Genomic DNA, 21693 nt, shown 5'->3' on the forward strand with positions numbered 1-21693 from the left:
CGCGGGTAGCCTTTTGCCCATGACCACGCTGCGCTTCACCAAGGGACATGGCACCCAGAACGACTTTGTGCTGCTGATGGACCCTACCGGCGAGATCGACCTGACCCCAGATTTGGTGCGGTTCCTGTGCGATCGCCGCGCGGGCATCGGTGCGGATGGCGTGATCAGGGCCATCACGGCCGAGCACCTTGCGGCTGGCGCGGCCTTCGCGCCCGGAACGTGGTTCATGGACTACTGGAATGCTGACGGCTCGACGTCCGAAATGTGCGGCAACGGTGCGCGCGTGTTCGCGGCGTTCATCGAGCGCGACGCTCGGGTGGACCTCTCGCAAGGCCTGGGAATCGGCACGCGCGGGGGACCCCGCACGGTGACGGCCGTGGGTGACGGCAGGTACGCGGTCGGCATGGGGAAGTTCCGCATGGCCGATGCGTCAGGTGCCTTCGACGCGCAGGTGGCCGCTCGTGGGTTGGTTCCCGAGCGTCCCGCGTTGTTCGTGGATATGGGTAACCCCCATCACGTGGTCGCCTTGGGTTCCGATGACGAGCTTGACGGGCTCGATCTCTCCGCCGCTCCGGTGGTGACTCCGCCGCCGCCCGCAGGGACCAACGTCGAGTTCGCCGTGGCCCGCGCGGCGCAGGTACGTGACGGGGTTGCGCGGGGCAGCGTGCGCATGCGCGTGCACGAGCGCGGCTCAGGCGAGACCCGGTCGTGTGGCACGGGCGCGTGCGCGGTGGCCCTCGCCGTGCGGTCGTGGGCAGGCGCCGGTGCTCCCGATGTGTGGGACGTCGAAGTGCCCGGTGGTCTCGTGACCGTCACCATCGACGGTGACACGACGGTGCTCGAGGGCCCGGCCGTCTTGGTAGCCGACGGCGAGGTTACCGCCCCCTAAAACCCGTCAAATGGATCCATTTTCATCGTGAGGGGGGGCGCTTCAGCCCCGTCAAATGGATCCATTTTCATCGGGAAGGGTGGGGGCGGTCAGGCGCAGCACCCGGAAGCCCTTGGCGCTTGCGACTTTCTCGATCTCGCCCCAGCCCTGAGCGCCAATCCACTTCGCGAGCGAGTCCGCGCCGAGGTTCTTCTGCACCACGAGCCAAGCCTCGCCGCTCGGGGCCAGGCGCGGCAGCCACGTCATCAGGAGGGCATGCAGGGCCTCCTTGCCGATGCGGATGGGAGGGTTCGACCAGATCGCACCAAAACGGAGGTCAGCTGGCACCTCGTCAGGAGTCAGCGTGACCACCCGGTCGGCGACGCCCAGCCGGGCGGCATTGCGACGGGTGAGGTCAAGCGAGCGGTGATTGACGTCGACGGCGGTGACCCGCGCATCGGCCGTCCCGAGCGCAGCGGTGAGTGCGATGGGGCCCCAGCCACACCCGAGGTCGAGAACCTCGCCCGCGGGAGCGGGCGGCACGGTGCGTAGCAGCACCTGGGTGCCAAGATCCAGGTGGCCAGGGGAGAAGATCCCGCCGGCAGTCTCGACCTCGACATCGCGGCCAGCCAGGCGCACGGGGATGATGCGGCGCTCGTCCGCTGAGGCGGGCTGCGCGCTGAAGTAATGGTCCTCGCTCACGCCGAGAGCGTACCCCCGCTGGTGGTGCGTGTCGGAGCCCGATGCGACAATGGGGGAAGTATGAGCGAACACGCCCCCGTGGAATCTGATGACCAGCCCGTCTCTCGCGCCGATGCGGTGATCGAGAGAGTGCTGTCGCGCGCCGGTACCGCTGTGGCCGAGGGCGGCACGCAGCGCACGGACTACGACGGCGACCAGTTCGAACGCGAGGAGCGTGCCGCGCTCAGGCGCGTGGACAACCTCTCGACCGAGCTCGAGGACATTACCGAGGTCGAGTACCGTCAGCTGCGCCTTGAGAAGGTGGTGCTCGTGGGGCAGTGGTCCCACGGGTCGGCGGCCGATGCTGAAGTGGGCTTGCGTGAGCTCGCTGCCCTGGCGGAGACCGCAGGTTCCGAAGTGCTCGACGGCGTGCTCCAGCGCCGCCCTCACCCCGATCCGGCGACGTATATCGGCAAGGGCAAGGCGCAGGAGGTCAAAGAGATCGTTGCCGCCGTCGGCGCCGACACCGTGGTCGTCAACGATGACCTCGCTCCTAGCCAGCGACGCGCCCTCGAAGACGTGGTCAAGGTCAAGGTCATCGATCGCACCGCGCTGATCCTGGACATCTTTGCCCAACACGCGAAGTCGAAGGAGGGCAAGGCGCAGGTCGAACTGGCCCAGCTCGAGTATCTCCTTCCACGACTGCGCGGTTGGGGCGAGTCGATGTCCCGCCAGGCCGGTGGCCAGGTGGGTGGTGCCGCTGCAGGTATGGGATCGCGCGGTCCCGGCGAGACCAAGATCGAGCTGGATCGACGCCGCATTCACACGCGCATGGCGCAGTTGCGTCGCCAGATCAAGGCGATGGAACCCGCCCGTCAGGTACGACGAGCCAACCGCATGGCGGTGCCCAACGTCGCAATCGTCGGGTACACCAACGCCGGTAAGTCCTCGCTGCTGAACCGCATCACGGGTGCGGGCGTCCTGGTCGAGAACGCGCTGTTCGCCACACTCGACCCCACGGTGCGCCGCTCTCAGACCCCTGACGGACGCGCGTTCACCGTGTCCGACACGGTCGGTTTTGTCCGTGACCTGCCCCACCAGTTGGTGGCAGCGTTTGCCTCGACGCTCGAGGAGGTCGCGCACGCGGACCTGATGCTCCACGTGGTTGACGCTTCGCACCCGGACCCTGAGGGGCAGATCTCGGCAGTGCGCACGGTGCTCGCAGACGTGCCGGGTGCTGACCAGGTCAAGGAACTCATCGTCCTGAACAAGGTGGACGTCGCAGACCCCGAGACCCTCATGCGCTTGAGGGCCAGGCCCGAGCCGACGATCGAGGTATCCGCGCTCACCGGTGACGGGATCGACGCGCTGCTCGAGCGCATTGCCGTCGAACTGCCCCGTCCCGAGGTGCGCGTCGCCCTCGTGGTGCCCTACACCCGCGGAGACCTCATCCACGAGGCCCACCTGCACGGCGAGGTCCTTGAGGAGAGCCACGAGCCCGAAGGCACCCGGCTCGTCGCGCTCGTCGACGAGTCGCTCGCGGCGCGTCTCCAGGCGGCCGCCACAGCGGCGTGAGTGCCGCGCGACAGGTGACGACGAAGGCAACCGAGCCGGCTGGCCAGTCGACGACGGACGCCACACGGCTGCTCGACGTCGCAGTCGGGGCGCTTGGCGGCGCCGCGCGTGAGGGCCAGACAGCCATGGCCCAGGCTGTCGAGCGCGCCTTGGCGGACGGCGAGCATGCCCTCATCCAGGCCGGTACCGGTACAGGAAAGTCGCTCGCCTACTTGGTCCCCGCTGTGGTCCATGCCGCACAGACGGACGAGCGCATTGTGGTGTCGACGGCAACCCTTGCCCTCCAACGCCAGGTCTTCATCAAGGACCTGCCCATGGTGCTTGACGCGCTCGAGCCGCACCTGCCCCAGCGTCCCGAGGTTGCCCTCTTCAAAGGGCGCAGCAACTACCTGTGTGTGCACAAGATGGCAGGCGGCTACGGCGAGCCCGATGACGACATGCTGCCCATCGCGGCCGGTCCCACGAGCGAGCTGGGCAAAGAAGTCGCGCGGTTGCACGCGTGGGCGAACGAGACCGATACGGGCGACCGCGACGACCTGGTGCCCGGTGTCTCCCACCGCGCGTGGGCGCAGGTCAGCGTGGCCGGGCGCGAGTGCCTGGAATCGAAATGCCCCATGATCAAGGACTGCTTCTCCCAGCACGTCAGGGACCACGCTGCGCGCTCCAAGATTGTGGTCACCAACCACGCCGTGCTCGGGGTGCAGGCCGCGAGCCACGACATGATCGGCGAGCACGCAGCGCTCATTGTCGATGAGGCCCACGAACTGGTCGCACGCATCACGTCAGCGGCGACTCACGAGATCACGGTGCAGCGCATCGATCGCGCCGGCAGGGCGGCCCGCCGGGTCGGTGTGCTGTCGGATGACCTCGACCGCGCCGCCCGGTCTTTGGACGCCGCGCTCGGTGACTGCGACCCTGGACGTCTGCGCTTGGGCCTGCCAGAGGAACTCGCTCAGGCCGTCGACCTAGTCCGGGCCGCGGCCCGCGGGATGATCTCTCAGTTGCAGAAGTCCACCAAGGACCAGTCGGAGCCGAGTGCACCGGGGGACAGTGCCTCCGCCACCGCGAAGGTGGCCACTGCCGCCCTCACAGAGGTGTTCGACGTGTGCCAGGAGCTGCTGGGCGAGCACGGGCGCTACGTCGTCTGGCTCGCGCCGCCGGATGGTGACTACGAATCCCGTCTGGCCGCGCGCATCGTCGCGGCGCCCTTGGACGTCGCGGGCCTGATCCGAGAGAAGTTGATTGCCGAGAAGGCTGCCGTGTTTACCTCCGCCACCCTCGCGCTCGGAGGCAACTTCGAGTCCATGGCGCGCCACCTGGGCGTGGATGACCCCGTCTCGATGGACGCAGGCAGTCCCTTCGACTACGGCAAGCAGGGCATCCTCTACGTCGCGTCCCACTTGCCACGGCCGTCCACGGGTGGCATTTCAGAGCAGGCGCTCGACGAACTGGAAGCACTCATCAGGGCTGCTGGAGGGCGCACCCTGGGGTTGTTCTCGAGCCATCGGGCGGGCCAGGCGGCCGCAGAGGCGATGAGGGAGCGGCTGGACGTTCCTGTGCTCTACCAGTTGGACGACCAGCTACCCACGCTCGTCGAGCGGTTCAAGCAAGATCCCCAGGCCTGTCTGTTCGGTTCAACGTCCCTGTGGCAAGGCATCGACGTCCCCGGCGCGACGGCGTCGCTCGTCGTGATCGACCGCATCCCCTTCCCGCGCCCCGACGAGCCGATCGCCCAGGCGCGCACGGAAGCGGTCGCGCAGGCGGGAGGCAACGGGTTCATGGCGGTGTCGGCGACTCACGCGGCGTTGTTGCTCGCCCAGGGTGCCGGTCGCCTGATCCGCACTCACGGGGACAGGGGAGTGGTCGCGGTGCTGGACTCTCGGCTCGCGACCGCGCGCTATGGCGGCTACCTTGCACGCTCGATGCCGCCACTGTGGGGCACGACCGACCGGGACAAGGTCCTCGACGCGTTGCGACGCCTCGATACCGCTGCGAAGGCTGCCGAAAAGTAGCGAACGCTGCCGGTCAGACGCGCCGCAGGACCGAGACGACCTTGCCCATAATCGAGGCGTGGGTGCCGTCGATAGGCGTGTACGCGGGGTTGTGCGGCATGAGCCACACCTGGCCGTCACGGTTGCGGAAGGTCTTCACCGTCGCCTCGTCGTCGAGCAGGGCCGCCACGATGTCACCGTTGTCGGCGTGGGCCTGACGGCGCACGACCACCCAGTCGCCGTCGCAGATCGCGGCGTCCACCATCGAGTCACCGGTGACCTTGAGCATGAAGAGCTCGCCATCGCCGGTGAGTTGCTTAGGTAGGGCGAAGATGTCTTCGACGGCCTGGTCTGCCAGCACCGGACCACCGGCCGCGATGCGGCCCACGAGCGGCACCATCGACACGTCGTCGCGGGCAGAGGTGAAGTGGGGCAGGGCCGATGCGGGGGCTGCCTCGGTCGGCGGGGTGGCAGCGGGGGAGGGTGACGCCGCTTCCTGGCCTGGGAGCACGACCTCGATCGCGCGCGGCCGATGGGGATCACGACGCAGGTAGCCCTTAGTCTCCAGCGCGGTGAGCTGGTGCTTCACGGAGGACGTCGAGTTCAAGCCGACAGCCTCCCCGATCTCACGCATGGACGGCGGGTAGCCACGGGATTCCACGCACGAGCGGATGGTCTCGAGGATCATCCGTTGGCGATCGGTCAGCCGATCCGCCGGAGCGCTCGGGAACTCGTGGATGGTCGCGCCGCCTTCGGCTGTGCGCTCGCCCATGTCTCCTCCTCGTGCGGACCGCCCGCGTCAATGTCAGACCCCGGTGATGAGGTGTCTTTCATGACCGTAGGGCAAGCGGAGCACGAAATCAAACATATGTTCGAGCGAGTCTTGCTTGTGTCGGTGTCCAGTGCTACAAATAGAACACGTGTTCGTCGAACACATGTTCGAACGGAGGATGAGATGACTGCCACTGTGATGACGTCGCCCGTGATGATCAACGCTCACGGAGACACCTTTCAGCGCCCGCTACGGCGCGTGCAGCAGGCCCCCCGCGTTCGCACCCGCATCACCATGATCGACACTCCTGCGGCACGCTCCCGCCGTCGCGCCATCCTGGTCGCGGTGGTCATCGCGTTTGCTGCGGTCTTCGCTCCCACAGCCTTTGCGAGTGACGGCAACGAGCCGCCGGCAGTGTTCGACACCTACACCGTCGCGTCGGGGGACACGCTGTGGTCCATCGCCAGCGCGATCACCCCAGACGGCATTGACGTGCGCGACGTGATCGCTGACATTCAGGTGCTCAACGCGAAGCTGGGTGCGGGCCTGCAGGCCGGCGAACAGATCTACCTGCCCGAGGTGGGCTGAACGGCAGGTACTCGCGTCTGGTGACGGGCCGGTGGCGTGGCAGAGTAGTGCCATGCACTGCCCTTTCTGTCGCAATCCAGACTCACGTGTCGTGGACTCGCGCACGGCCGACGACGGGCTGTCGATCCGGCGCCGTCGCGAATGCCCCAACTGCGGCAAGCGCTTCACGACGGTCGAGAACGCGAGCCTGTCGGTGGTCAAGCGCAACGGCGTCGTCGAGGCTTTCAGCCGCGACAAGGTGATGTCCGGCGTGCGCAAGGCGTGCCAGGGCCGCCCGGTCAACGATGACGATCTCGCGTTGCTAGCCCAGAGGGTGGAAGAGGCCATCCGTGCCTCCGGTCAGGCGGAGATCGACGCGACCGACATCGGCCTCGCCATTTTGCCTCCGCTGAGAGAGCTCGACGAGATCGCATTCTTGCGCTTCGCGAGCGTCTACCAGGCGTTCGAGACCCTTGACGACTTCGAGTCTGCGATCGCGGGTCTCAGGGCAGAGTCCGGCTCAACCGAAGAGGAATAGGCACGGTGGGCCGACGGCGGGCCCGCCCTTAGCGCTTCTTCTTGGGACGAGGCTTGCCGCTGCGGTTCTTGGGCTTGGCGACGTCCTTTTTCTTTCCCTTGGCCTTGCCCTTGCCGCTTCCCGACGCGCGCCGGTCCTTGCCACCGGCCGAACGCTGTTCCTGAGCGTCCTCCCGGCGACGCTGACCGGGGTCCCGGTCAGACGGGCCACGACGGTCGTCCCGGCGGTCGTCGCGCCTGTTGTCGCGCCGGTCGTCGCGCCGCGCAGGACGGCCCTCACGGCGCCCACCGCGTCCGCCACGGTCTCCACGGTCGTCGCGCTTCCACGAGTCCGAGGAACGTGATCCGGAGCGCCGCGACCCATCGCGAGAATTGTCGGCGTAATACTGCTCCCGCAGTTCGAGTTCGCGCTCGCGTGCGGCAAGAGCTTGCTCGCGCGCGTCGAGCTCGGCCCTGGTCTTCGCGTGTCCAGGCTGCGGCGTGTGTCCGCCGTTGTACGCCGCGCGTGAGTTCGTGGGCCTGCGACCAGTTTCGCCGCGCGCGGGCCGCTCGAACCGGTCGCGGCTATCACCGCGATCACGCGCGCCCCGGTCACGGGGGCCGCCATTGCCCCGGGAGCCACGGTCCTGGCGACCCGACCGGCCACCACCGCGTGAACCGCCACGGTCAGAACCCCACTCGCCCCGGGCCCTTGAGGGGCGCGGCTCGTCGACGGGGACTCCAGAGGGCTCCTGTGCACCTGTGAGGTCGCGCACGAGGCTGAGCGACTCCTCGTCCTCGCCGCGCACCTTGCGGAACGTGGCGTCCACGCCGCTGTCCTCGACGATGCGGTCCATCGCCTTGCGCTGATGGGGCAGTACCAGGGTCACGACGAGCCCGTGCTCGCCCGCACGCGCCGTACGGCCGGAGCGGTGGGTGTAGTCCTTGTGCGTCTGAGGCGGATCCATCTGCAGCACCAGGTCCACGTGGTCAACGTGAATGCCGCGTGCCGCGACGTCGGTCGCCACGAGCACGGGGATCTGTCCTGCCCGGAATCCCGTGATGGCGAAGTTGCGGTCGTGCTGGGACTTGTCACCATGAAGCGAGACTGCGAGTACCCCGGCGTCGCGCATCTCCTGGGCGATCCGGTCGCACGCGAGCTTGGAGCGCACGAACACGATCGTCCGACCCTGCCGCGCGACGATCCGCGTCGCGATCTGGTACTTCACGTGCGGGGGCACGTTGAGAACCACGTGGTCAAGGGTCGCGGGGGCGTCGTCACCGCTGGTGACGTCGTGCAGGACGGGGTCCTCCATGTAGGCGCTGATGAGCCTATCGACGTCCCCGTCAAGGGTCGCGGAGAACAGCAGGCGCTGGCCGCCAGCGGGCACACCAGCGAGAATCTCCTCGATCTCGTCCATGAAGCCCATGTCCGCCATGTGGTCGGCCTCGTCGAGAATGACCAGTTCGGTGCGTGACAGGTCTGCATGGCCGCGTCGCACCAAGTCGGCCAGGCGGCCGGGGGTGGCCACCAGCAGGTGGACGCCGCGTTCGAGCGCACGCACCTGCTTGGACATCGACAGCCCGCCCGCCACGAGCCGCAGTGAAACCTGCATCGCGTGCGCGAAGGGCTCGAGCGCGTCGTTGACCTGCATCGCGAGTTCGCGCGTGGGCACCAACACAATGGCTCGCGGGCGGCCAGCCTCAGCTGGTCCCGTCTGAGCAAGGCGAGCGATCGCGGGCAGGCCAAAGCCGAGCGTCTTGCCTGAGCCCGTGCGGGCTTTGCCGAGCACGTCTCGGCCAGCCAGCGCATCGGCGATCGTGGCCGACTGGATGGGGAAGGCGGTGCTCAGCCCCGCGCCTTCGAGAGAAGCGACGAGCGCGTCGGGAAGGCCGAGGTCTGCGAAAGCGACGGCAGCGGTGGCGTCAGCGGCAGTTATGACAGCACCCGCAGGCGCACGGTGCCGGACATGGCTCCCAGCGCCGCGACCGCTTCGTCCGTCATGCCGGCCGCGACGTCAGTGACCACGTAACCCAGCTCGCCACGGGTGGCAAGCAGCTGGCCCTCGATGTTGACGCCGTGGTCGGCGAACACGTGGTTGACCGCGGCGAGCACACCGGGCACGTTCTCGTGCAGGTGGGCGATCCGGTGCGACCCCTGCTGCTGGTCGAGCTGCAGGTTGGGCAGGTTGACGCTGAGCGAGGTCGAGCCCTTGTCGATGTAGTCACGCAGACGAGTCGCGACAAAGATGCCGATGTCGCGCTGGGCTTCCTCGGTGGAGCCGCCGATGTGCGGCGTGAGGATCACGTTGGGGATGTTCTGCAGCGGCGAGACGAAGGGATCACCCTTCTTCTTGGGCTCCTCGGGGAACACGTCGATCGCAGCGCCGCCAATGGCGCCGGACTCGAGCCCCTCCTTGAGGGCGTCGACGTCGACGATGAAGCCACGCGAGAGATTCAGGAACAGCGCGCCGGGCTTCATGGCCTCGAACTGGGCGCGGCCAAAGAAGCCCTGGTTGCCTGCGCGGCCGTCGACGTGCAGCGTGACGACGTCGGCTGCCTCGAGCAGCGACTCGAGGGTGGGCATGCGGGTGGCGTTGCCCAGGGCGAGCTTCTCCGCGCTGTCGTAGAAGATGACGTTCATGCCGAGTGCCTCGGCCACGACAGACAGTTGCGAGCCAATGTTGCCGTAGCCGACGATGCCGAGTGTACGGCTGCGGATCTCGTGGGCGCCGTCAGCGCTCTTGTTCCACACGCCCTCGTGCATCAGGCGGTTGTGGACCTGCAAGCGGCGGGTCAGCGAGATCATCTCGGCGACGGCCATCTCGACAACGGAGCGCGTGTTCGAGAACGGCGCGTTGAACGCCGCGATGCCGCGGCGAGCGGCTGCGCCCAGGTCGATCTGGTTGGTGCCGATAGAGAAGGCGCCGACGGCGATCAGGGAGGGCGAGGCCTCCATCACCCGTTCCGTCAGCATCGTCTTGGAACGGATACCGAGGAGCGAGACGCCGTCAAGGGCCTCGATCAGCTCGTCCTCGTCCATCGCGCCACCGTGGTTCTCGACGGAGATTCCGGCGGCCTCGAGGATCTCGGTGGCCTGGGGGTGAAGGTTCTCTAGAAGAAGTGCTCGCACGGCGCTCAGTCTGGCGCACTCGGGCCCGTGTTACCAACTCCACAGCACTGCTGAGTGCCAGATGGCGTCGCCGTGGCCTTCGCGTGGCAGGCTAGCCCGCATGAACACGGGTGGGCGGCTGGCGGTCATCATCGCCGTAGGCGCGGTGGCGATCGGTGTCACCGGCTGGGCGACGGGCTTCGAATGGGAGACCTGGGACCGGATCGGTCAACCGCGCAACGTGCTGGAGATTGACGGCGCCCAGGTGCGGGTGCCGTTGCCTGAGGGGGAGGCGACCCGGCTGGCCGCGCAGGTGCCTGTCGACTCGCAAGGCCAGTACGCCTTCATGTTTGAGGAACCCGATCAGGGACCCACGCGCTACGACCCGTGCCGCCCGCTGCGGTGGGTCCACAACACGCAAGGAATGCCCGAAGGCGCGGAGGACATGATCCACGCGGCGGTGGCCGACATCTCGCGTCACACGGGGCTGGTGTTTGAGTACGAGGGCACCACGGACGAGGTCGCTGACTTTGATCGGCCGCTGTTCCAGGACCGGTACGGAGAGGCATTTGCGCCCATCATCGTGGGCTGGGGCACCGCTGCGCAGGTGCCGGACCTTGCCGATTCGGTGATGGGTCTCGGCGGCTCCAGTTCGGTGAGCGGTGCGTACGGCAATCAGCGCTACCTCGAGTCGGGCGCGATGATCCTGGATGCGGAGGACTTCACCACGATGCTCGGGTCCAACCGTGGTGAGGCACTCGCAGCAGCTGTCGTGATGCACGAGCTGGCGCACGTGGTGGGACTCGCCCACGTCGAGGACAACACCGAACTGATGCACGGAGAGAACGTCATGCTCGTCACCTGGGGTCCGGGGGACCGAGCGGGTCTGGCGATCGCGGGTGCCGGCCCCTGCCAAGAGTGAGGCCGGGCACCCCGAAGGGGATGCGGACTAGGCCAAGCCCTGCGGCAGATCCCTGGCGTGGAGCATCTCGAGCCGACGCGTGGGGCGCGTGAGAGCGACGTATAGGTCCCCAGCACGAGCCTCGGCGATCGCCGCAGGTTCGACCACGATCGCAACGTCGAACTCGAGGCCCTTCGTCTGACGCGCCGTGTGCACTTCGACCGTGTCGTTCCACTCGGGTGCCCCGCCCGCACCTGACGCAGCCGCGAATGCCGCGCGGGCCCGCACCTGCATGTCGTCGGGCACGATCACCGCGACCAGTCCGCCGTCGCCATCGGCCATCTGAGCGGCGTGCCGTGCCGCGAGGGCGACCGCTTGGTCGACCACAGCGTCGGGTGCGGCCACGCGCGTGGCCACCACCGCATCGTCCAGTTCGCGGGCGGCCGTGAGGGCGCTCACCGGTAGCTTGACGGCGCGTGCGAAGTCCTGAGCGCGCTGCGCGACTGCTGCGGGGATGCGATAGGACACCGTGAGCTCGCGCAGGTTCCACGACTGACCGAACAACGGATCCATGGTTTCGGGCCACCAGCGTGTGCCAGCGGCGGATGCGACCTGCGCGACGTCGCCCACGATGGTGAATGAGCGGGTGGGGCAACGGCGCAGCAGCATGCGCCAGGCCATGGGGGACAGTTCCTGGGCCTCGTCGACCACCACGTGGCCATACGTCCAGGTGCGGTCGCGGATGGCGCGCTCGGCGACGGTCAGGCGAGACTGGCCGCCCTTCATGCGCGCCGCAAGCGACTCGGCGGTGACCATGCCCCCACCTCCGAACGTGTCGAGCACGTCTCGGGCGTACGCGATCTCCTCCTCGGAGGCCTCGTCGCCGCGCGAGCGCGGGGCCCCGCCGGGCATGTCACCCAAGAGTTCGGCGGCCTCGTCCAGCAGCGGCACGTCGGCTTCGGTGAAGGGGGCCGATGCGGGGCGCAGCAGGCGGTCACGCTCGCGCCGCGACAGGAAGGGGGCCGCGTGGTCGAGTAGGTGCGCCTTGGAGAACAGGTCGCGCAGGAGCTGCTCAGGCGAGACCGGCAGCCAGCACAGGTTCAGGGCGATGCGGATGGTCTTGGAGTCGCGAACGTCGCGCTCGAGCTCGACGCGGTCCTCGGCGTCCAGGTGGGTCTCGAGCTGTTCCATGAGCTGCGTCGTGAGACGCCCGATCATGTCCTTGGCGAAGGCGTTGCGTGCCTCGTTGTGCGGCTTGCCGTCGCGCCGGGCGCGCGCCTGGGCGTCCTTGACGTCCGCGCGACGGATCACCACGGTGCGGCCATCGATGCGGACTTCTTGATCCCTGCGGGGCGCACGCTGGCGCTCGCGGACGGCGGCCCGGATGACCTGAGCCATCTCGGTGCGGCCCTTGATGGACGCCACGGCATCGGCCTCAACGCCAGTGATCGCGGTGCCGCGCACCAGGCCGGCAAGGGTGGTCGACACCGCACCGGTCTCGCCCAGCGACGGCAACACGTGGTCGATGTAGCGCAGGAACTCCTTGGAGGGGCCGATCAACAACACACCGCGGCGCTCGAGCTGCTCGCGGTGGTGGTAGAGCAAGAATGCGGCTCGGTGCAGCGCGACGGCTGTCTTGCCAGTACCGGGGCCGCCCTGGACGACGAGCGCGCCAGCCATGGGGGCGCGAATCACGTCGTCCTGTTCGGCCTGAATGGTGGCGACGATGTCGCCCATGCGTCCCGTGCGGCGCGCGCCGAGGGCGGCCAGCAGCGCGCCTTCGCCCGCGAGCGAGTCCTCGAGACCGGCTTCTCGCAGGCGCTCGACGTCGAGCACGTCGTCCTCGACCGCTACGACGGTGCGGCCCCTCGTCGTGAGGTGGCGGCGATTGACGACACCGCCGGGGTTGGCTGCAGTCGCGGAGTAGAAGGCCTGCGCGGCGGGCGCGCGCCAGTCCGTCAGCAGGGGAGCGTGGTCGGCGTCCGACAGTCCAATGCGCCCCACATAGAAACGCTCGCCGTCGCTCAGGTCGAGCCGTCCAAAACACAGCCGGTCCTCGACGGCGTCGAGCTGCTGGATACGGTCCTCGTACAAGGTCGCGAACGCGTCACGCTCCGAGCGGTTCTGAGGGGAGCCCGAAGGGCCTTCGCGCCTGACCTCACCCAGGCGTCTGCCGGCCTCGGTGCGCAGTTCATCCAGTCGCGCGTACAGCCCGTCCACCACGTGCTGTTCGGCATCCAGGCCGCGGCGCTCCGCAGCGAGGGTGCGATCGTCTTGCATGCGTCAGCCCTTCGCAGCCTCGTGCTCGTCCGGTTCGAGGCAGTCATCCATTATCCCGGTCGGGGGGCGCTCTCGCCACCACCGTGTGACGCAATGTGCACGGCGTTGTACGCAGGTCCTTCGCGCATCGGCCCTCCCCGGTTTCGCGGTCAGCGTGAAGCCGCCCAGCCGGCGCGGCCACGAGCCGCCGTCGTGAGACGATGAAACAACTATGGAATCCCCACTTGTCACCTGGTACCCGGAAGGCGTCGCGGCTTGGGCCGCCGTCGCCCCGCAGGAGGGTGCCGTCCTCATGCACTCGCTGCGCGGGTTCATCGACGCGGGTCGAGCCGGAGCCCTCGTGGCCCAGCACATTCTCGAGGAGGCCGAGCCGGTGCGCGTGGCCTCGTTCGACATCGACCAGTTGCTCGACTACCGCTCGCGCCGCCCTGAAATGACCTTCTCGGTGAACGAGTGGACGGCCTACGACGAGCCCCACCTGGACCTGGACCTCGTGACCGATGCCGAGGCAACCCCGTTCCTGCTGTTGCACGGCTTCGAGCCGGACGTGCGCTGGGAGGGGTACGTGCGTGCGGTGCGCCAGATCACCGAGCGCTTGGGCGTGGAACTGGTGCTCGGTGCGTATGGCATTCCCATGGCGGCCCCGCACACCAGGCCGTTGACCGCCACCGTGCACGGCACGTCGCAAGACCTGCTCCCGGACGCCCCGAGCCTATTCGGAACGGTGACCGTCCCTGCGAGCGCGCAGAACGTCATGGAGTACCGCTTTGGTCAGTGGGGCCTCGCGGCCATCAATGTCGCGGTGCATGTGCCTCACTACCTCGCGCAGTCGCCGTACCCGCAGGCCGCGCAGAAGGCCATGGAAGTGCTCGAGGACATCTCGGGACTCGCGTTGTCGACGGATGCCCTCGACGACGAGGCCGCGCGTGCGCAGGAGGAGATCACTCGCCAGGCTACCGAATCGCAAGAGGTACAGGCGCTCGTGACTCAGCTCGAAGAACAGTACGACGCCTATCTGGACCAGCGCGAGGGCGCGATTGGACTCGACGGCCCGCTGCCGTCTGCCGAGGAGTTGGGCGCCGAGTTCGAGCGTTTTCTCCAACAACAGCGAGGAGACACTCCCCCTGGAGCGTGATTCGTGCCATGCTTGTACTGGTTGCAATCACGTAGTGTGCAAGATCCGGTCGTCTAGACCCGGGACGCGGCATTGCGGCGACAAGCGCGGCACGGTGTTGCGCTTCCCGTCACCCGGGCAGTAACGATAGGAAACATGCATGGCACAGGGCTCTGTGAAGTGGTTCAACGCTGAGAAGGGCTACGGCTTTATTGCACAGGACGGCGGCGGCGCCGACGTCTTCGTGCACTACTCGGCGATCCAGTCCGACGGCTACAAGTCGCTCGAGGAGGCTCAGCGCGTCGAGTTCGACGTGACCGAGGGCCCCAAGGGTCCGCAGGCGGAAGCGGTTCGTCCGCTCTGATCTGCACCCTCTAGGCAGACTTAGAACAGAAGGCCGTCGTCCCTTACGGGGCGGCGGCCTTCTGGCATGTCCGGCCGGGGTGGCGTCCCGCAGGGCCGATGCGCGGGCTGGGTGCGCGCGCGGGTGCCCCTTCCCGTCGCACGCGTCGAGCCGGGTATCAGGCTCGCGCCCGGGTGCCAGATCCCGTTTAGGCGGGTATCAACCGGATGGGTGGGCGTGGGTGGCGGCGTGGGTCGTGGGGCGGGAGGCGCTGGGGCGGGGGAGGCTTGGGCGGGTCAGCGCTGGCCGGGCCAGGACGGGTCAACACCGGTGGGCAGCGGTGCCGAGGCCGCGTAGCGGCGCAGTGCGTCCAGATCGATGCCGTCGCTGGCCACGATCACCACGTTGCCGCGCCGCTTTCCCTTGAGCACCGCAGGCTCGCCCACCGCGACCACGTCGCGGAAGATCGCGCGTGCGGCCGCAACGTCGGGCGCATGGTTGCGCTGCTGGGGCACGTACTTCACGTTCGCGAGCACGAGCCCACCTGGCCTCACCACTCGACGGGCGTGCGTCCACCAGTGCTCGTCGGCCATGGACACAGGCGTGGAGTCGCCAGCGAACGCGTCACGCAGGATCAGGTCGAGCGAGTCGTCGTGGCGTTCCACCACGGCCGCCGACCCATCCTGTGCGCGAACGCGTAGTTGCGGCGCACGGGGCAGGTCCCACCACTGGCGCGCGAGGTCGGGCAGCGTGGTGTCGATGTCGACCGCGATGTGACGGGAGTCGGGGTAGGCGTGGCTCAGGTGCCGCGCCATGGTGCACACGCCGGCACCTGCATGGAGCGCGAGCAGTTTTGCGGGAGGTCCCCACGCCGCGATGGCGGCGGCAAAATGGCGCATGTACTCGAAGTCAAGCACGGTCGGATCGAGCCGCATCGAAGAACTGGGAACCTCATTGACCCATACAGTCGTTGACCCATCTGGATCATCCGTCAGACGCACCGTTCCGGTGGCGATGGGGACGGCGACATCCCGAGGAACGTCTGGCGCGATGACGCGCGTGGCGTCTGATCGGGGCATGTGGCTTCTCCTTGTGGCCCCCGGCTAGTACGTCGGGGTGACTTCGAACTAGACTACGAACATTCGCCGGTTGCATTGTGAAGGAGGTCATCATGCCGCTGTCTGAATACGAGCAGCGCGTGCTGGACCAGCTCGAGCAGGATCTTGGGCAGGACCCTTCGCTGCATCGCGCCATGACGCGTGGTCCGCGCACGCCGGCACGCGTCGTGATCGGCGTCGGGGGAGTGCTGCTGGGCCTGTGCGTGATCTTGCTGGGCGTGATGTCTCAGCAGGTACTCGTGGGCATTGTGGGCTTTGTCATCATGGCCGGCGTCGCACTGTGGGCGCTGCTTGCACCGCGCAAGAAGCCCGTACCGTCCTCGCCGCAGGCCCCACGTCAGGCTGGGCCCTCCAAGCGCCAGGCGCCCAAGGAGCACAAGGACTTCATGAAGCGCATGGAGGAGCGGTTTGAGCGCCGTCGGGAGACCGGCGACTTCTAGGCCGCTACCGCCACGGCCGCGCCCCACTGATCCAGACGGGCAGGGCGCGCACACATCAGTGGGCTCGGTCCCGCGCGTTGAGGTCGGTGCGTTCAGGTCTGTGCGCTCAGTCCCTTGCGTCGACGCGCCTGGACTCGACTTCAACTGCGGTCGCTTCGGTCCTGACCGTGTCAGCACAGGCGCGCAGGTCGACAATGTCGACGGTCGATCCCGCTGGCGAGTAGCGCTGATCGGACACTGCCAGGGAAAGCCGTGCGAACGCCTCACGCGCGTGGGGAGTCAGGCGACCGCCGAGGGTCGCGAACGCCTCGTCGAGGTGAGCGGCGGCCTCGTGCGGGGTGAGCGTGAGTGGCCAGCGCATCGGCTCAGGAAGTTCGTCCCTGAGGTGGTCCCACACCTGTTCCGCGTCGCGCGCAGACCTACGCAAGGCGCCGGCGCGGCCACGGCGCCACCACCACCACGCCCCCGCCAGTGCGACGGCCGCGAGCGCGAGGACCACGATGGTCGCCAGAACCCAGCCCGACAGCAACGGTGACTCTTCGGCACCCGCACCCAGGTCGGTGCCGGGCCGGTCGATGGGCACCTGAGGTTGCGGGGTCGCGGGCGTGTCGAGACCCGGCAGCGGCACCTGTGGGTTCACCGCCTGTCCCGCGGTGGGATCGGCGTAGGTGGGAGGTGCGCCAGTCTGGACGCCGGGCGTCGGCTCGAACCGCACCCAGCCCACGCCAGGGAACCACAACTCCGGCCACGCGTGCGCGTCTGCGCCGTAGACCACGTAAGCGCCGTCGTCGTTGAGTTCGCCCGCGAGGAACCCCACCGCCATGCGCGCGGGGATGCCGATCGAGCGCGCCATCGCGATCATCGTGGTGGCGAACTGCACGCAGTATCCGGAGCGGCTATCGAGAAATGCGGACACCGAGTCACCGCCACGGGGGGTCACTGCCGTGTCGTAGCTGAACTCGGTGGGGTCGCGCAGGAACTGCTGGATGGCCATCGCCGCGTCGTAGCGCGTGTCGGCCTCAGCGGTGACCTCCGCCGTCAGGGCGGCGACGCGACTGTCGTCCATGGCCGCGGCGAGGTCAAGGTAGCGAGGGTCAGTCGGATCCTCGCCAGCGTCGATAGCTTCCTGCGCGGCACGGAGGTCGTCTGCGGACGTGTAGTCGTGATCCGTCACCACGGAGTACTGCACGTCGCGGCTGGTGGCCCCGTTGCCCACCACCTCGTCGCGTTCGGCGTCGTAGAACCACGGCCCGTCGACGTCGACGGTACGGGGAGTGGGAGGCATGGGCAGGTTGGTTTCTTCGAGCCCCAGCACTTGGATGTCGACGCGTTGGCGCTCGCGGTTGTCCCAATCCTCGACGGGCTGAGTCCACAACATGCCCGAGCTCGCCAGGGTGCTCGGTATATCAGTGGCCTCACGCGCCCAGCGGGCGCCGTCGAAGTCGGTCAGTGCGTACAGCCGGAAGGCGTCGGGACGGCGGCCATGGGCCTCGTAGATCAGAATGGGCGTGGTCGAGTTCGAGGTGAGCGAGTTGCGCAGGTCGAGGTCGAGGTCTAAGCGAGTGGCGGTGTCAGGTGATGACGGCGCGTCGATGCGCGGAAAACTGCCCCAGCCCAACCCGCCCAAGGCGGTGGGGGCTACGAGTAACGCGATTCCCATGGTGGCGGCTGTGGCGACGACGGCGCCGCTCGGCGACGGCCGTGACTCCACGCCTGCGGTCTTTCTCGACAGTGCGAGGGCCATGAGCCACGCGACGAGCGCCACGAGGAGCGCGGCGGAGGGTACGCGCTGTTGGAACACCACGGCCGGCAGCCACGGCAGCACCAGCAACAGGCCGGACGAGGCGGTGGCACGCCACGACACCGCGACGTGTTCGGCCGCCAGAAACAGCACCAATGCGCCTGCCGTGACGACCGCGCAGAGGTCGAGGCTGATGGGCGCTGGCGCGTAGGTGGTCGTGGCGTAGTCGACCCCGCGCTCGAGGACGGCTCCTAGCTCGCGAAGAGCGCCGGGCGTGGGCAGTAGCCTGCGTGAGCCGTCGTCGTTCCTCACGAACAGCGGCACCATGACGGCGACGGCTGCGAGTGCGCCGGCCAGCGTGGGGAGAACTCGGGAAGAAGACAGCAGCCGCACCGCCATCACTGCCACGCAGGTCACGGCGATCGCTGTCGCCACGGTGCGAAGCCAGATGCCAGGAACGATCATTGCTGACAGGCCAAAGAGCCCCAGCCACGTGCACAGCCCGATGAGAGGGCTCACGAGCCATGGAGAGCGGGCGCTGAACGTGGATCTCATTCGATGTCACCCGCGGTCAGTATCCGAGTCCACAGCTCTGCGAGGTCGTCTTGAGCGCGGACGGTCATGGCCCGCCATCCCGAGCGTCGCAACGACTTCACGGTGAAGCGTGCGTCGTCGCCAAGGATCCCGTCGGCACGAACGAGAGCCCACGCGCGACCCGCATCGCCCAGCGGCGCTAGCGCGTCGAGGGCTGCCCTTTCAAGCGGCTCGACGATGGCCACCGTCACTTCGCCCTGCGTGGCCTCGTCCGCGGCGAGCATCGCCGCGGTGATGAGTTGGGCGGACGCCGCAGCTCTTGTCGCGGGGGCGACCAGGTCGACCGTCTCGTTGAGCAGGTGGAACCGTGCGGCTGCCGTTCCATGTTCGCCCAGGTGGCGCGACGACTGCGCATGCAGCCCGGCGCCCAGCAGGCGGACGGGATGGCCGGAGTCGAGCACCGACACCGCAATGGATGCCGCCGCACTGATGGTGCGCTCGAGTGCCGCAGGCTCACGCGGCAAGTCAATGATGACCGTCGCCGGGCGCCGGCCGGCCCGCTCGTCGGAACGCACCAGCATGGTGCCGCGCCGTGCTGTCGACGGCCAGTGGACGCGGCGCAGGTCGTCTCCTTCGCGGTAGTCGCGCAAGGACGCGTCGTCGGGCGACGGGGTGCGGGCTCCGAGCACAATGCGGTCGGCGTGGCCCATGAGGGCACCCGCGGTGGCCGACAAGTCGACCACCGCTGGCCAGACGGGGACGAGCTGCGGCTGACCGACCGGGGTACTCGAGACGAACATGCCGAACGGGTCGGCGCTGCGCACCAGCGAAGGGCCGAGCGGCCAGCGACCCCGCCGTGCGGGGTGAAGCGCATAGGAGAGTTCGAGCCGGCCTGGCTCACGCATCACGGTGGCTTTGGTCCCGATTCCCCCTGTCAGTTCAGCGGCGGCCTGCTCCCGAATGTCGAGGCGGTCGGCCACCGACGACACCCACCGTTTGCGTCGGGCACGAGTCGACTCGATGACCACGGAGACCGAGCCGGGGCCGCCCGCCGTCAGCGGGTGAGGGGTCACCACCCTGCGGGCATGAGGAAAGGCGCGCAGGAACGAGTCCACCGCGAGCAGAACCCAGATCCATGCCACCGTGACGGCGCAGGTCACCACCACACCGATATGCACCAGCACGGGTGTGGCGAGTCCGACCCCCAGCACCGTGAGCAGGACCCCACAGGCAAGCATGCCTGCGCCCCGTGCGGTCATCTGGGTCTTGCCGCGCTTGGCGGCACCGCTCGAGGCCGCGGCGCGAGAGGGGTGCGTGGTGGAGGAACTCATGGTGCGCCCGAGGGTCAGGGGGCACGGACCACGGCCGCCTCACGGCGGACGGGGGCATCCTTCGCGGCGGTCGGCACCGCCGTCATGGACACGAGGTCCCGAGTAATCTGCTGGGCCGTGCGGCCCGCGAGCCGCGACTCAGTCGACACGATGAGCCGGTGCGCGAGCACTGACACCGCGAGGGCCTTCACATCGTCCGGGAGCACGTGATTGCGCGCGGCCATCGCGGCCCTCGCCTTTGCTGCGGCGAGCAGCTGGAGCGAGGCTCGCGGGGAGGCTCCTAGGCGCAACGCTGGGTCGGTACGGGTGGCCGAGACGAGGTCAACGATGTACTGCTTGACCGCCGGGGCGGCGTAGATGCGCCTGGCGACATCGATTGCCGCGAGCAGTTCGCTCGCGTCGGCGACGGGCGTGAGTTCCCGCAACGGCTCATGTCCGTCGTGGAGGTCGAGCATCGCCATCTCGGCCCGCGCCTCGGGGTACCCCACCGATACCTGGGCCATGAAGCGGTCACGCTGAGCCTCGGGAAGCGGGTAGGTGCCTTCCATCTCGACGGGGTTCTGCGTCGCGACCACCAGAAACGGCGCTGCGAGTTCGCGCGTCTCGCCGTCTACCGTGACCGCGCGTTCCTGCATGGACTCCAGCAGAGCCGCTTGGGTCTTGGGGGAGGCGCGGTTGATCTCGTCAGCGATGACGACGTTGGCGAAAATGGGGCCCGGGCGGAACTCGAAGCGGTGCTCGTGGGCGCGGAAGATCGACACGCCCGTCACGTCGGACGGGAGCAGGTCCGGCGTGAACTGCAGGCGTCCCACGCTGCAGTCGATGCTTGCGGCGAACGCACGCGCGAGCGTGGTCTTGCCCACGCCGGGGACGTCCTCCATCAGCAGGTGCCCTTGCGCCAACACCGTCGCGAGAGTCGCCGAGATCGCCTGATCTAGGCCAGACAGCACGGTAGCGATCGAGGTTCGGATGCGACCGGTGAGGTCGGCTACGGCAGCAAGTTCCGCCTCTGTGGGCAGCGGGTCGGACATGGACGCTCCTTTGCAACTCTGTCCTGAGCCTAGGGGATGGCGGCGCGCGGCGATATGGGCACGACACTCTCGGACCGTTTCGTTCGAGCAAATTCCCTCCACCGCACATACTGCCAAATTACCTGCGATGATGTTGCTGTCAGGCTCACAATCTCGCTCCATCTCGCAGTTTGTGGGGTGAAGTGGAGTAAAGTGGGGCCAACTGGCGAGTCGTGGCGTTGGGAGGTGAGGTCGAGTGTCAGATCTGGCGGCGCACGGCCTGGGCCCTACAGGGGTCTTCCTTGGCACGTTCACGCCACGGCTCGATGACAAGGGGCGGCTGATTCTTCCGGCGAAATTCCGGGGTCGGCTCGCCACTGGTCTGGTTGCCACGCGCGGGCTCGACCGTTGCGTGTTTCTGTTCCCTTTGGACGAGTTCGCCGCCATCCACGACCGGCTGCGACGCGCTCCGCTGGAGAACAAGCGCGCACGTGACTACCTGCGCAACTTCCTTGGCCACGCCCAGGACGACATCCCCGACAAGCAAGGCCGCATCTTGCTCAGCGCCCCGCTGCGGCGGTACGCGGGCATCGAGCGCGAGGTTGCTGTCGTGGGCATGGGTTCTCGGGTGGAGATCTGGGATGCGGCGACCTGGGAGCAGTACCTGGTGGACGGCGAAGAGGACTACGCCGCCACCGCAGCAGAAGTTTTCGACGACATGTAACAGCACCGTGGCCCGTGGCCTCCTCCCGCGCGACTCTGACGGACTTCCCCCCGACAGAGAGCCGGAGGGAGACCT

Annotated in this window: 19 protein-coding genes; 10 read left to right on the plus strand and 9 right to left on the minus strand. The window is 68.1% G+C overall.

From position 1 onward, the window contains the following. Nucleotides 1-19 precede the first annotated feature (19 nt). Entirely contained in the window at nucleotides 20-889 is an 870-nt protein-coding gene (gene dapF / locus ACK5NO_RS03930) for a diaminopimelate epimerase (protein WP_416811364.1), read from the plus strand. Nucleotides 890-940: 51 nt separating this feature from the next. Here the strand turns inward: dapF and ACK5NO_RS03935 are convergent, their stop codons facing one another. Further along, a complete protein-coding gene (locus tag ACK5NO_RS03935; RefSeq protein WP_416811365.1) occupies nucleotides 941-1570 on the minus strand; it encodes a class I SAM-dependent methyltransferase in 630 nt (209 codons plus the stop codon). A 60-nt stretch (nucleotides 1571-1630) separates the two neighbouring features. Between ACK5NO_RS03935 and hflX the strand changes: the two genes are divergently transcribed. Together hflX and ACK5NO_RS03945 are read left to right on the plus strand one after the other, a co-directional pair. Then, nucleotides 1631-3124, plus strand: coding sequence for a GTPase HflX (gene hflX, locus ACK5NO_RS03940; RefSeq protein ID WP_416811366.1), 1494 nt, complete (start codon nucleotides 1631-1633; stop codon nucleotides 3122-3124). Nucleotides 3125-3138: 14 nt separating this feature from the next. Beyond that, nucleotides 3139-5136, plus strand: coding sequence for an ATP-dependent DNA helicase (locus tag ACK5NO_RS03945; protein WP_416811367.1), 1998 nt, complete (start codon nucleotides 3139-3141; stop codon nucleotides 5134-5136). A 13-nt stretch (nucleotides 5137-5149) separates the two neighbouring features. Here the strand turns inward: ACK5NO_RS03945 and lexA are convergent, their stop codons facing one another. Then, complete coding sequence (gene lexA / locus ACK5NO_RS03950) at nucleotides 5150-5887, minus strand: transcriptional repressor LexA (protein ID WP_416811368.1); 738 nt, start codon at nucleotides 5885-5887, stop codon at nucleotides 5150-5152. 183 nt (nucleotides 5888-6070) lie between these two features. On the opposite strand from lexA, the gene ACK5NO_RS03955 reads away from it, so the two are divergent. Together ACK5NO_RS03955 and nrdR are read left to right on the plus strand one after the other, a co-directional pair. Then, the gene (locus ACK5NO_RS03955) at nucleotides 6071-6475 is read left to right on the plus strand and encodes a LysM peptidoglycan-binding domain-containing protein (protein ID WP_416811369.1); all 405 of its coding nucleotides are present in this window, start codon (nucleotides 6071-6073) and stop codon (nucleotides 6473-6475) included. Nucleotides 6476-6527: 52 nt separating this feature from the next. Further along, complete coding sequence (gene nrdR / locus ACK5NO_RS03960) at nucleotides 6528-6992, plus strand: transcriptional regulator NrdR (protein ID WP_416811370.1); 465 nt, start codon at nucleotides 6528-6530, stop codon at nucleotides 6990-6992. A gap of 28 nt (nucleotides 6993-7020) precedes the next feature. Here nrdR and ACK5NO_RS03965 read toward each other — a convergent pair whose 3' ends face one another. Then, the gene (locus tag ACK5NO_RS03965) at nucleotides 7021-8910 is read right to left on the minus strand and encodes a DEAD/DEAH box helicase (protein WP_416811475.1); all 1890 of its coding nucleotides are present in this window, start codon (nucleotides 8908-8910) and stop codon (nucleotides 7021-7023) included. After that, on the minus strand, nucleotides 8907-10103 hold the full coding sequence (serA, locus tag ACK5NO_RS03970) for a phosphoglycerate dehydrogenase (RefSeq protein WP_416811371.1): 1197 nt from the start codon (nucleotides 10101-10103) through the stop codon (nucleotides 8907-8909). Before serA ends, ACK5NO_RS03965 begins: the two co-directional genes overlap by 4 nt. A 100-nt stretch (nucleotides 10104-10203) precedes the next feature. On the opposite strand from serA, the gene ACK5NO_RS03975 reads away from it, so the two are divergent. Continuing rightward, nucleotides 10204-11004 carry a peptidase gene (locus ACK5NO_RS03975; RefSeq protein WP_416811372.1) on the plus strand — a complete coding sequence of 267 codons (801 nt, stop codon included), beginning with the start codon at nucleotides 10204-10206 and terminating at the stop codon, nucleotides 11002-11004. Nucleotides 11005-11031: 27 nt separating this feature from the next. On the opposite strand, the gene ACK5NO_RS03980 is transcribed toward ACK5NO_RS03975, so the two are convergent. Then, on the minus strand, nucleotides 11032-13263 hold the full coding sequence (locus ACK5NO_RS03980; protein WP_416811373.1) for a HelD family protein: 2232 nt from the start codon (nucleotides 13261-13263) through the stop codon (nucleotides 11032-11034). A gap of 211 nt (nucleotides 13264-13474) precedes the next feature. Between ACK5NO_RS03980 and ACK5NO_RS03985 the strand changes: the two genes are divergently transcribed. Together ACK5NO_RS03985 and ACK5NO_RS03990 are read left to right on the plus strand one after the other, a co-directional pair. Beyond that, the gene (locus ACK5NO_RS03985) at nucleotides 13475-14398 is read left to right on the plus strand and encodes a proteasome assembly chaperone family protein (protein ID WP_416811374.1); all 924 of its coding nucleotides are present in this window, start codon (nucleotides 13475-13477) and stop codon (nucleotides 14396-14398) included. Between the two features lie 139 nt (nucleotides 14399-14537). After that, the gene (locus ACK5NO_RS03990; RefSeq protein ID WP_416811375.1) at nucleotides 14538-14741 is read left to right on the plus strand and encodes a cold-shock protein; all 204 of its coding nucleotides are present in this window, start codon (nucleotides 14538-14540) and stop codon (nucleotides 14739-14741) included. Nucleotides 14742-15016: 275 nt separating this feature from the next. Here the strand turns inward: ACK5NO_RS03990 and ACK5NO_RS03995 are convergent, their stop codons facing one another. Further along, a complete protein-coding gene (locus tag ACK5NO_RS03995; protein WP_416811376.1) occupies nucleotides 15017-15799 on the minus strand; it encodes a spermidine synthase in 783 nt (260 codons plus the stop codon). 92 nt (nucleotides 15800-15891) lie between these two features. Here ACK5NO_RS03995 and ACK5NO_RS04000 point away from each other — a divergent pair, with 92 nt between their 5' ends. Next, the gene (locus ACK5NO_RS04000; RefSeq protein ID WP_416811377.1) at nucleotides 15892-16278 is read left to right on the plus strand and encodes a DUF3040 domain-containing protein; all 387 of its coding nucleotides are present in this window, start codon (nucleotides 15892-15894) and stop codon (nucleotides 16276-16278) included. A gap of 106 nt (nucleotides 16279-16384) precedes the next feature. On the opposite strand, the gene ACK5NO_RS04005 is transcribed toward ACK5NO_RS04000, so the two are convergent. Genes ACK5NO_RS04005 through ACK5NO_RS04015 form a run of 3 tightly spaced genes read right to left on the minus strand, consistent with a single transcriptional unit; the run spans nucleotide 16385 to nucleotide 20915 of the window. Then, nucleotides 16385-18538, minus strand: a complete 2154-nt coding sequence (locus ACK5NO_RS04005) for a transglutaminaseTgpA domain-containing protein (RefSeq protein WP_416811378.1) — start codon at nucleotides 18536-18538, stop codon at nucleotides 16385-16387. A gap of 32 nt (nucleotides 18539-18570) precedes the next feature. After that, nucleotides 18571-19884 carry a DUF58 domain-containing protein gene (locus ACK5NO_RS04010; protein ID WP_416811379.1) on the minus strand — a complete coding sequence of 438 codons (1314 nt, stop codon included), beginning with the start codon at nucleotides 19882-19884 and terminating at the stop codon, nucleotides 18571-18573. A 14-nt stretch (nucleotides 19885-19898) separates the two neighbouring features. Then, complete coding sequence (locus ACK5NO_RS04015; RefSeq protein ID WP_416811380.1) at nucleotides 19899-20915, minus strand: AAA family ATPase; 1017 nt, start codon at nucleotides 20913-20915, stop codon at nucleotides 19899-19901. 235 nt (nucleotides 20916-21150) lie between these two features. On the opposite strand from ACK5NO_RS04015, the gene mraZ reads away from it, so the two are divergent. Beyond that, the gene (gene mraZ / locus ACK5NO_RS04020) at nucleotides 21151-21618 is read left to right on the plus strand and encodes a division/cell wall cluster transcriptional repressor MraZ (protein WP_416811381.1); all 468 of its coding nucleotides are present in this window, start codon (nucleotides 21151-21153) and stop codon (nucleotides 21616-21618) included. Nucleotides 21619-21693: the final 75 nt, after the last annotated feature.

Origin of the sequence: Demequina sp., from assembly GCF_047975725.1 — a bacterium.
Taxonomy (GTDB): Bacteria; Actinomycetota; Actinomycetes; order Actinomycetales; family Demequinaceae; genus Demequina.

Coding starts and splice junctions, on each gene's coding strand:
- dapF (WP_416811364.1), top strand. CDS start 20: ATGACCACGCTGCGCTTCACCAAGGGACATGGCACCCAGAACGACTTT.
- hflX (WP_416811366.1), top strand. CDS start 1,631: ATGAGCGAACACGCCCCCGTGGAATCTGATGACCAGCCCGTCTCTCGC.
- lexA (WP_416811368.1), bottom strand. CDS start 5,887: ATGGGCGAGCGCACAGCCGAAGGCGGCGCGACCATCCACGAGTTCCCG.
- ACK5NO_RS03955 (WP_416811369.1), top strand. CDS start 6,071: ATGACTGCCACTGTGATGACGTCGCCCGTGATGATCAACGCTCACGGA.
- nrdR (WP_416811370.1), top strand. CDS start 6,528: ATGCACTGCCCTTTCTGTCGCAATCCAGACTCACGTGTCGTGGACTCG.
- ACK5NO_RS03975 (WP_416811372.1), top strand. CDS start 10,204: ATGAACACGGGTGGGCGGCTGGCGGTCATCATCGCCGTAGGCGCGGTG.
- ACK5NO_RS03980 (WP_416811373.1), bottom strand. CDS start 13,263: ATGCAAGACGATCGCACCCTCGCTGCGGAGCGCCGCGGCCTGGATGCC.
- ACK5NO_RS03985 (WP_416811374.1), top strand. CDS start 13,475: ATGGAATCCCCACTTGTCACCTGGTACCCGGAAGGCGTCGCGGCTTGG.
- ACK5NO_RS03990 (WP_416811375.1), top strand. CDS start 14,538: ATGGCACAGGGCTCTGTGAAGTGGTTCAACGCTGAGAAGGGCTACGGC.
- ACK5NO_RS03995 (WP_416811376.1), bottom strand. CDS start 15,799: ATGCCCCGATCAGACGCCACGCGCGTCATCGCGCCAGACGTTCCTCGG.
- ACK5NO_RS04000 (WP_416811377.1), top strand. CDS start 15,892: ATGCCGCTGTCTGAATACGAGCAGCGCGTGCTGGACCAGCTCGAGCAG.
- ACK5NO_RS04010 (WP_416811379.1), bottom strand. CDS start 19,884: ATGAGTTCCTCCACCACGCACCCCTCTCGCGCCGCGGCCTCGAGCGGT.
- ACK5NO_RS04015 (WP_416811380.1), bottom strand. CDS start 20,915: ATGTCCGACCCGCTGCCCACAGAGGCGGAACTTGCTGCCGTAGCCGAC.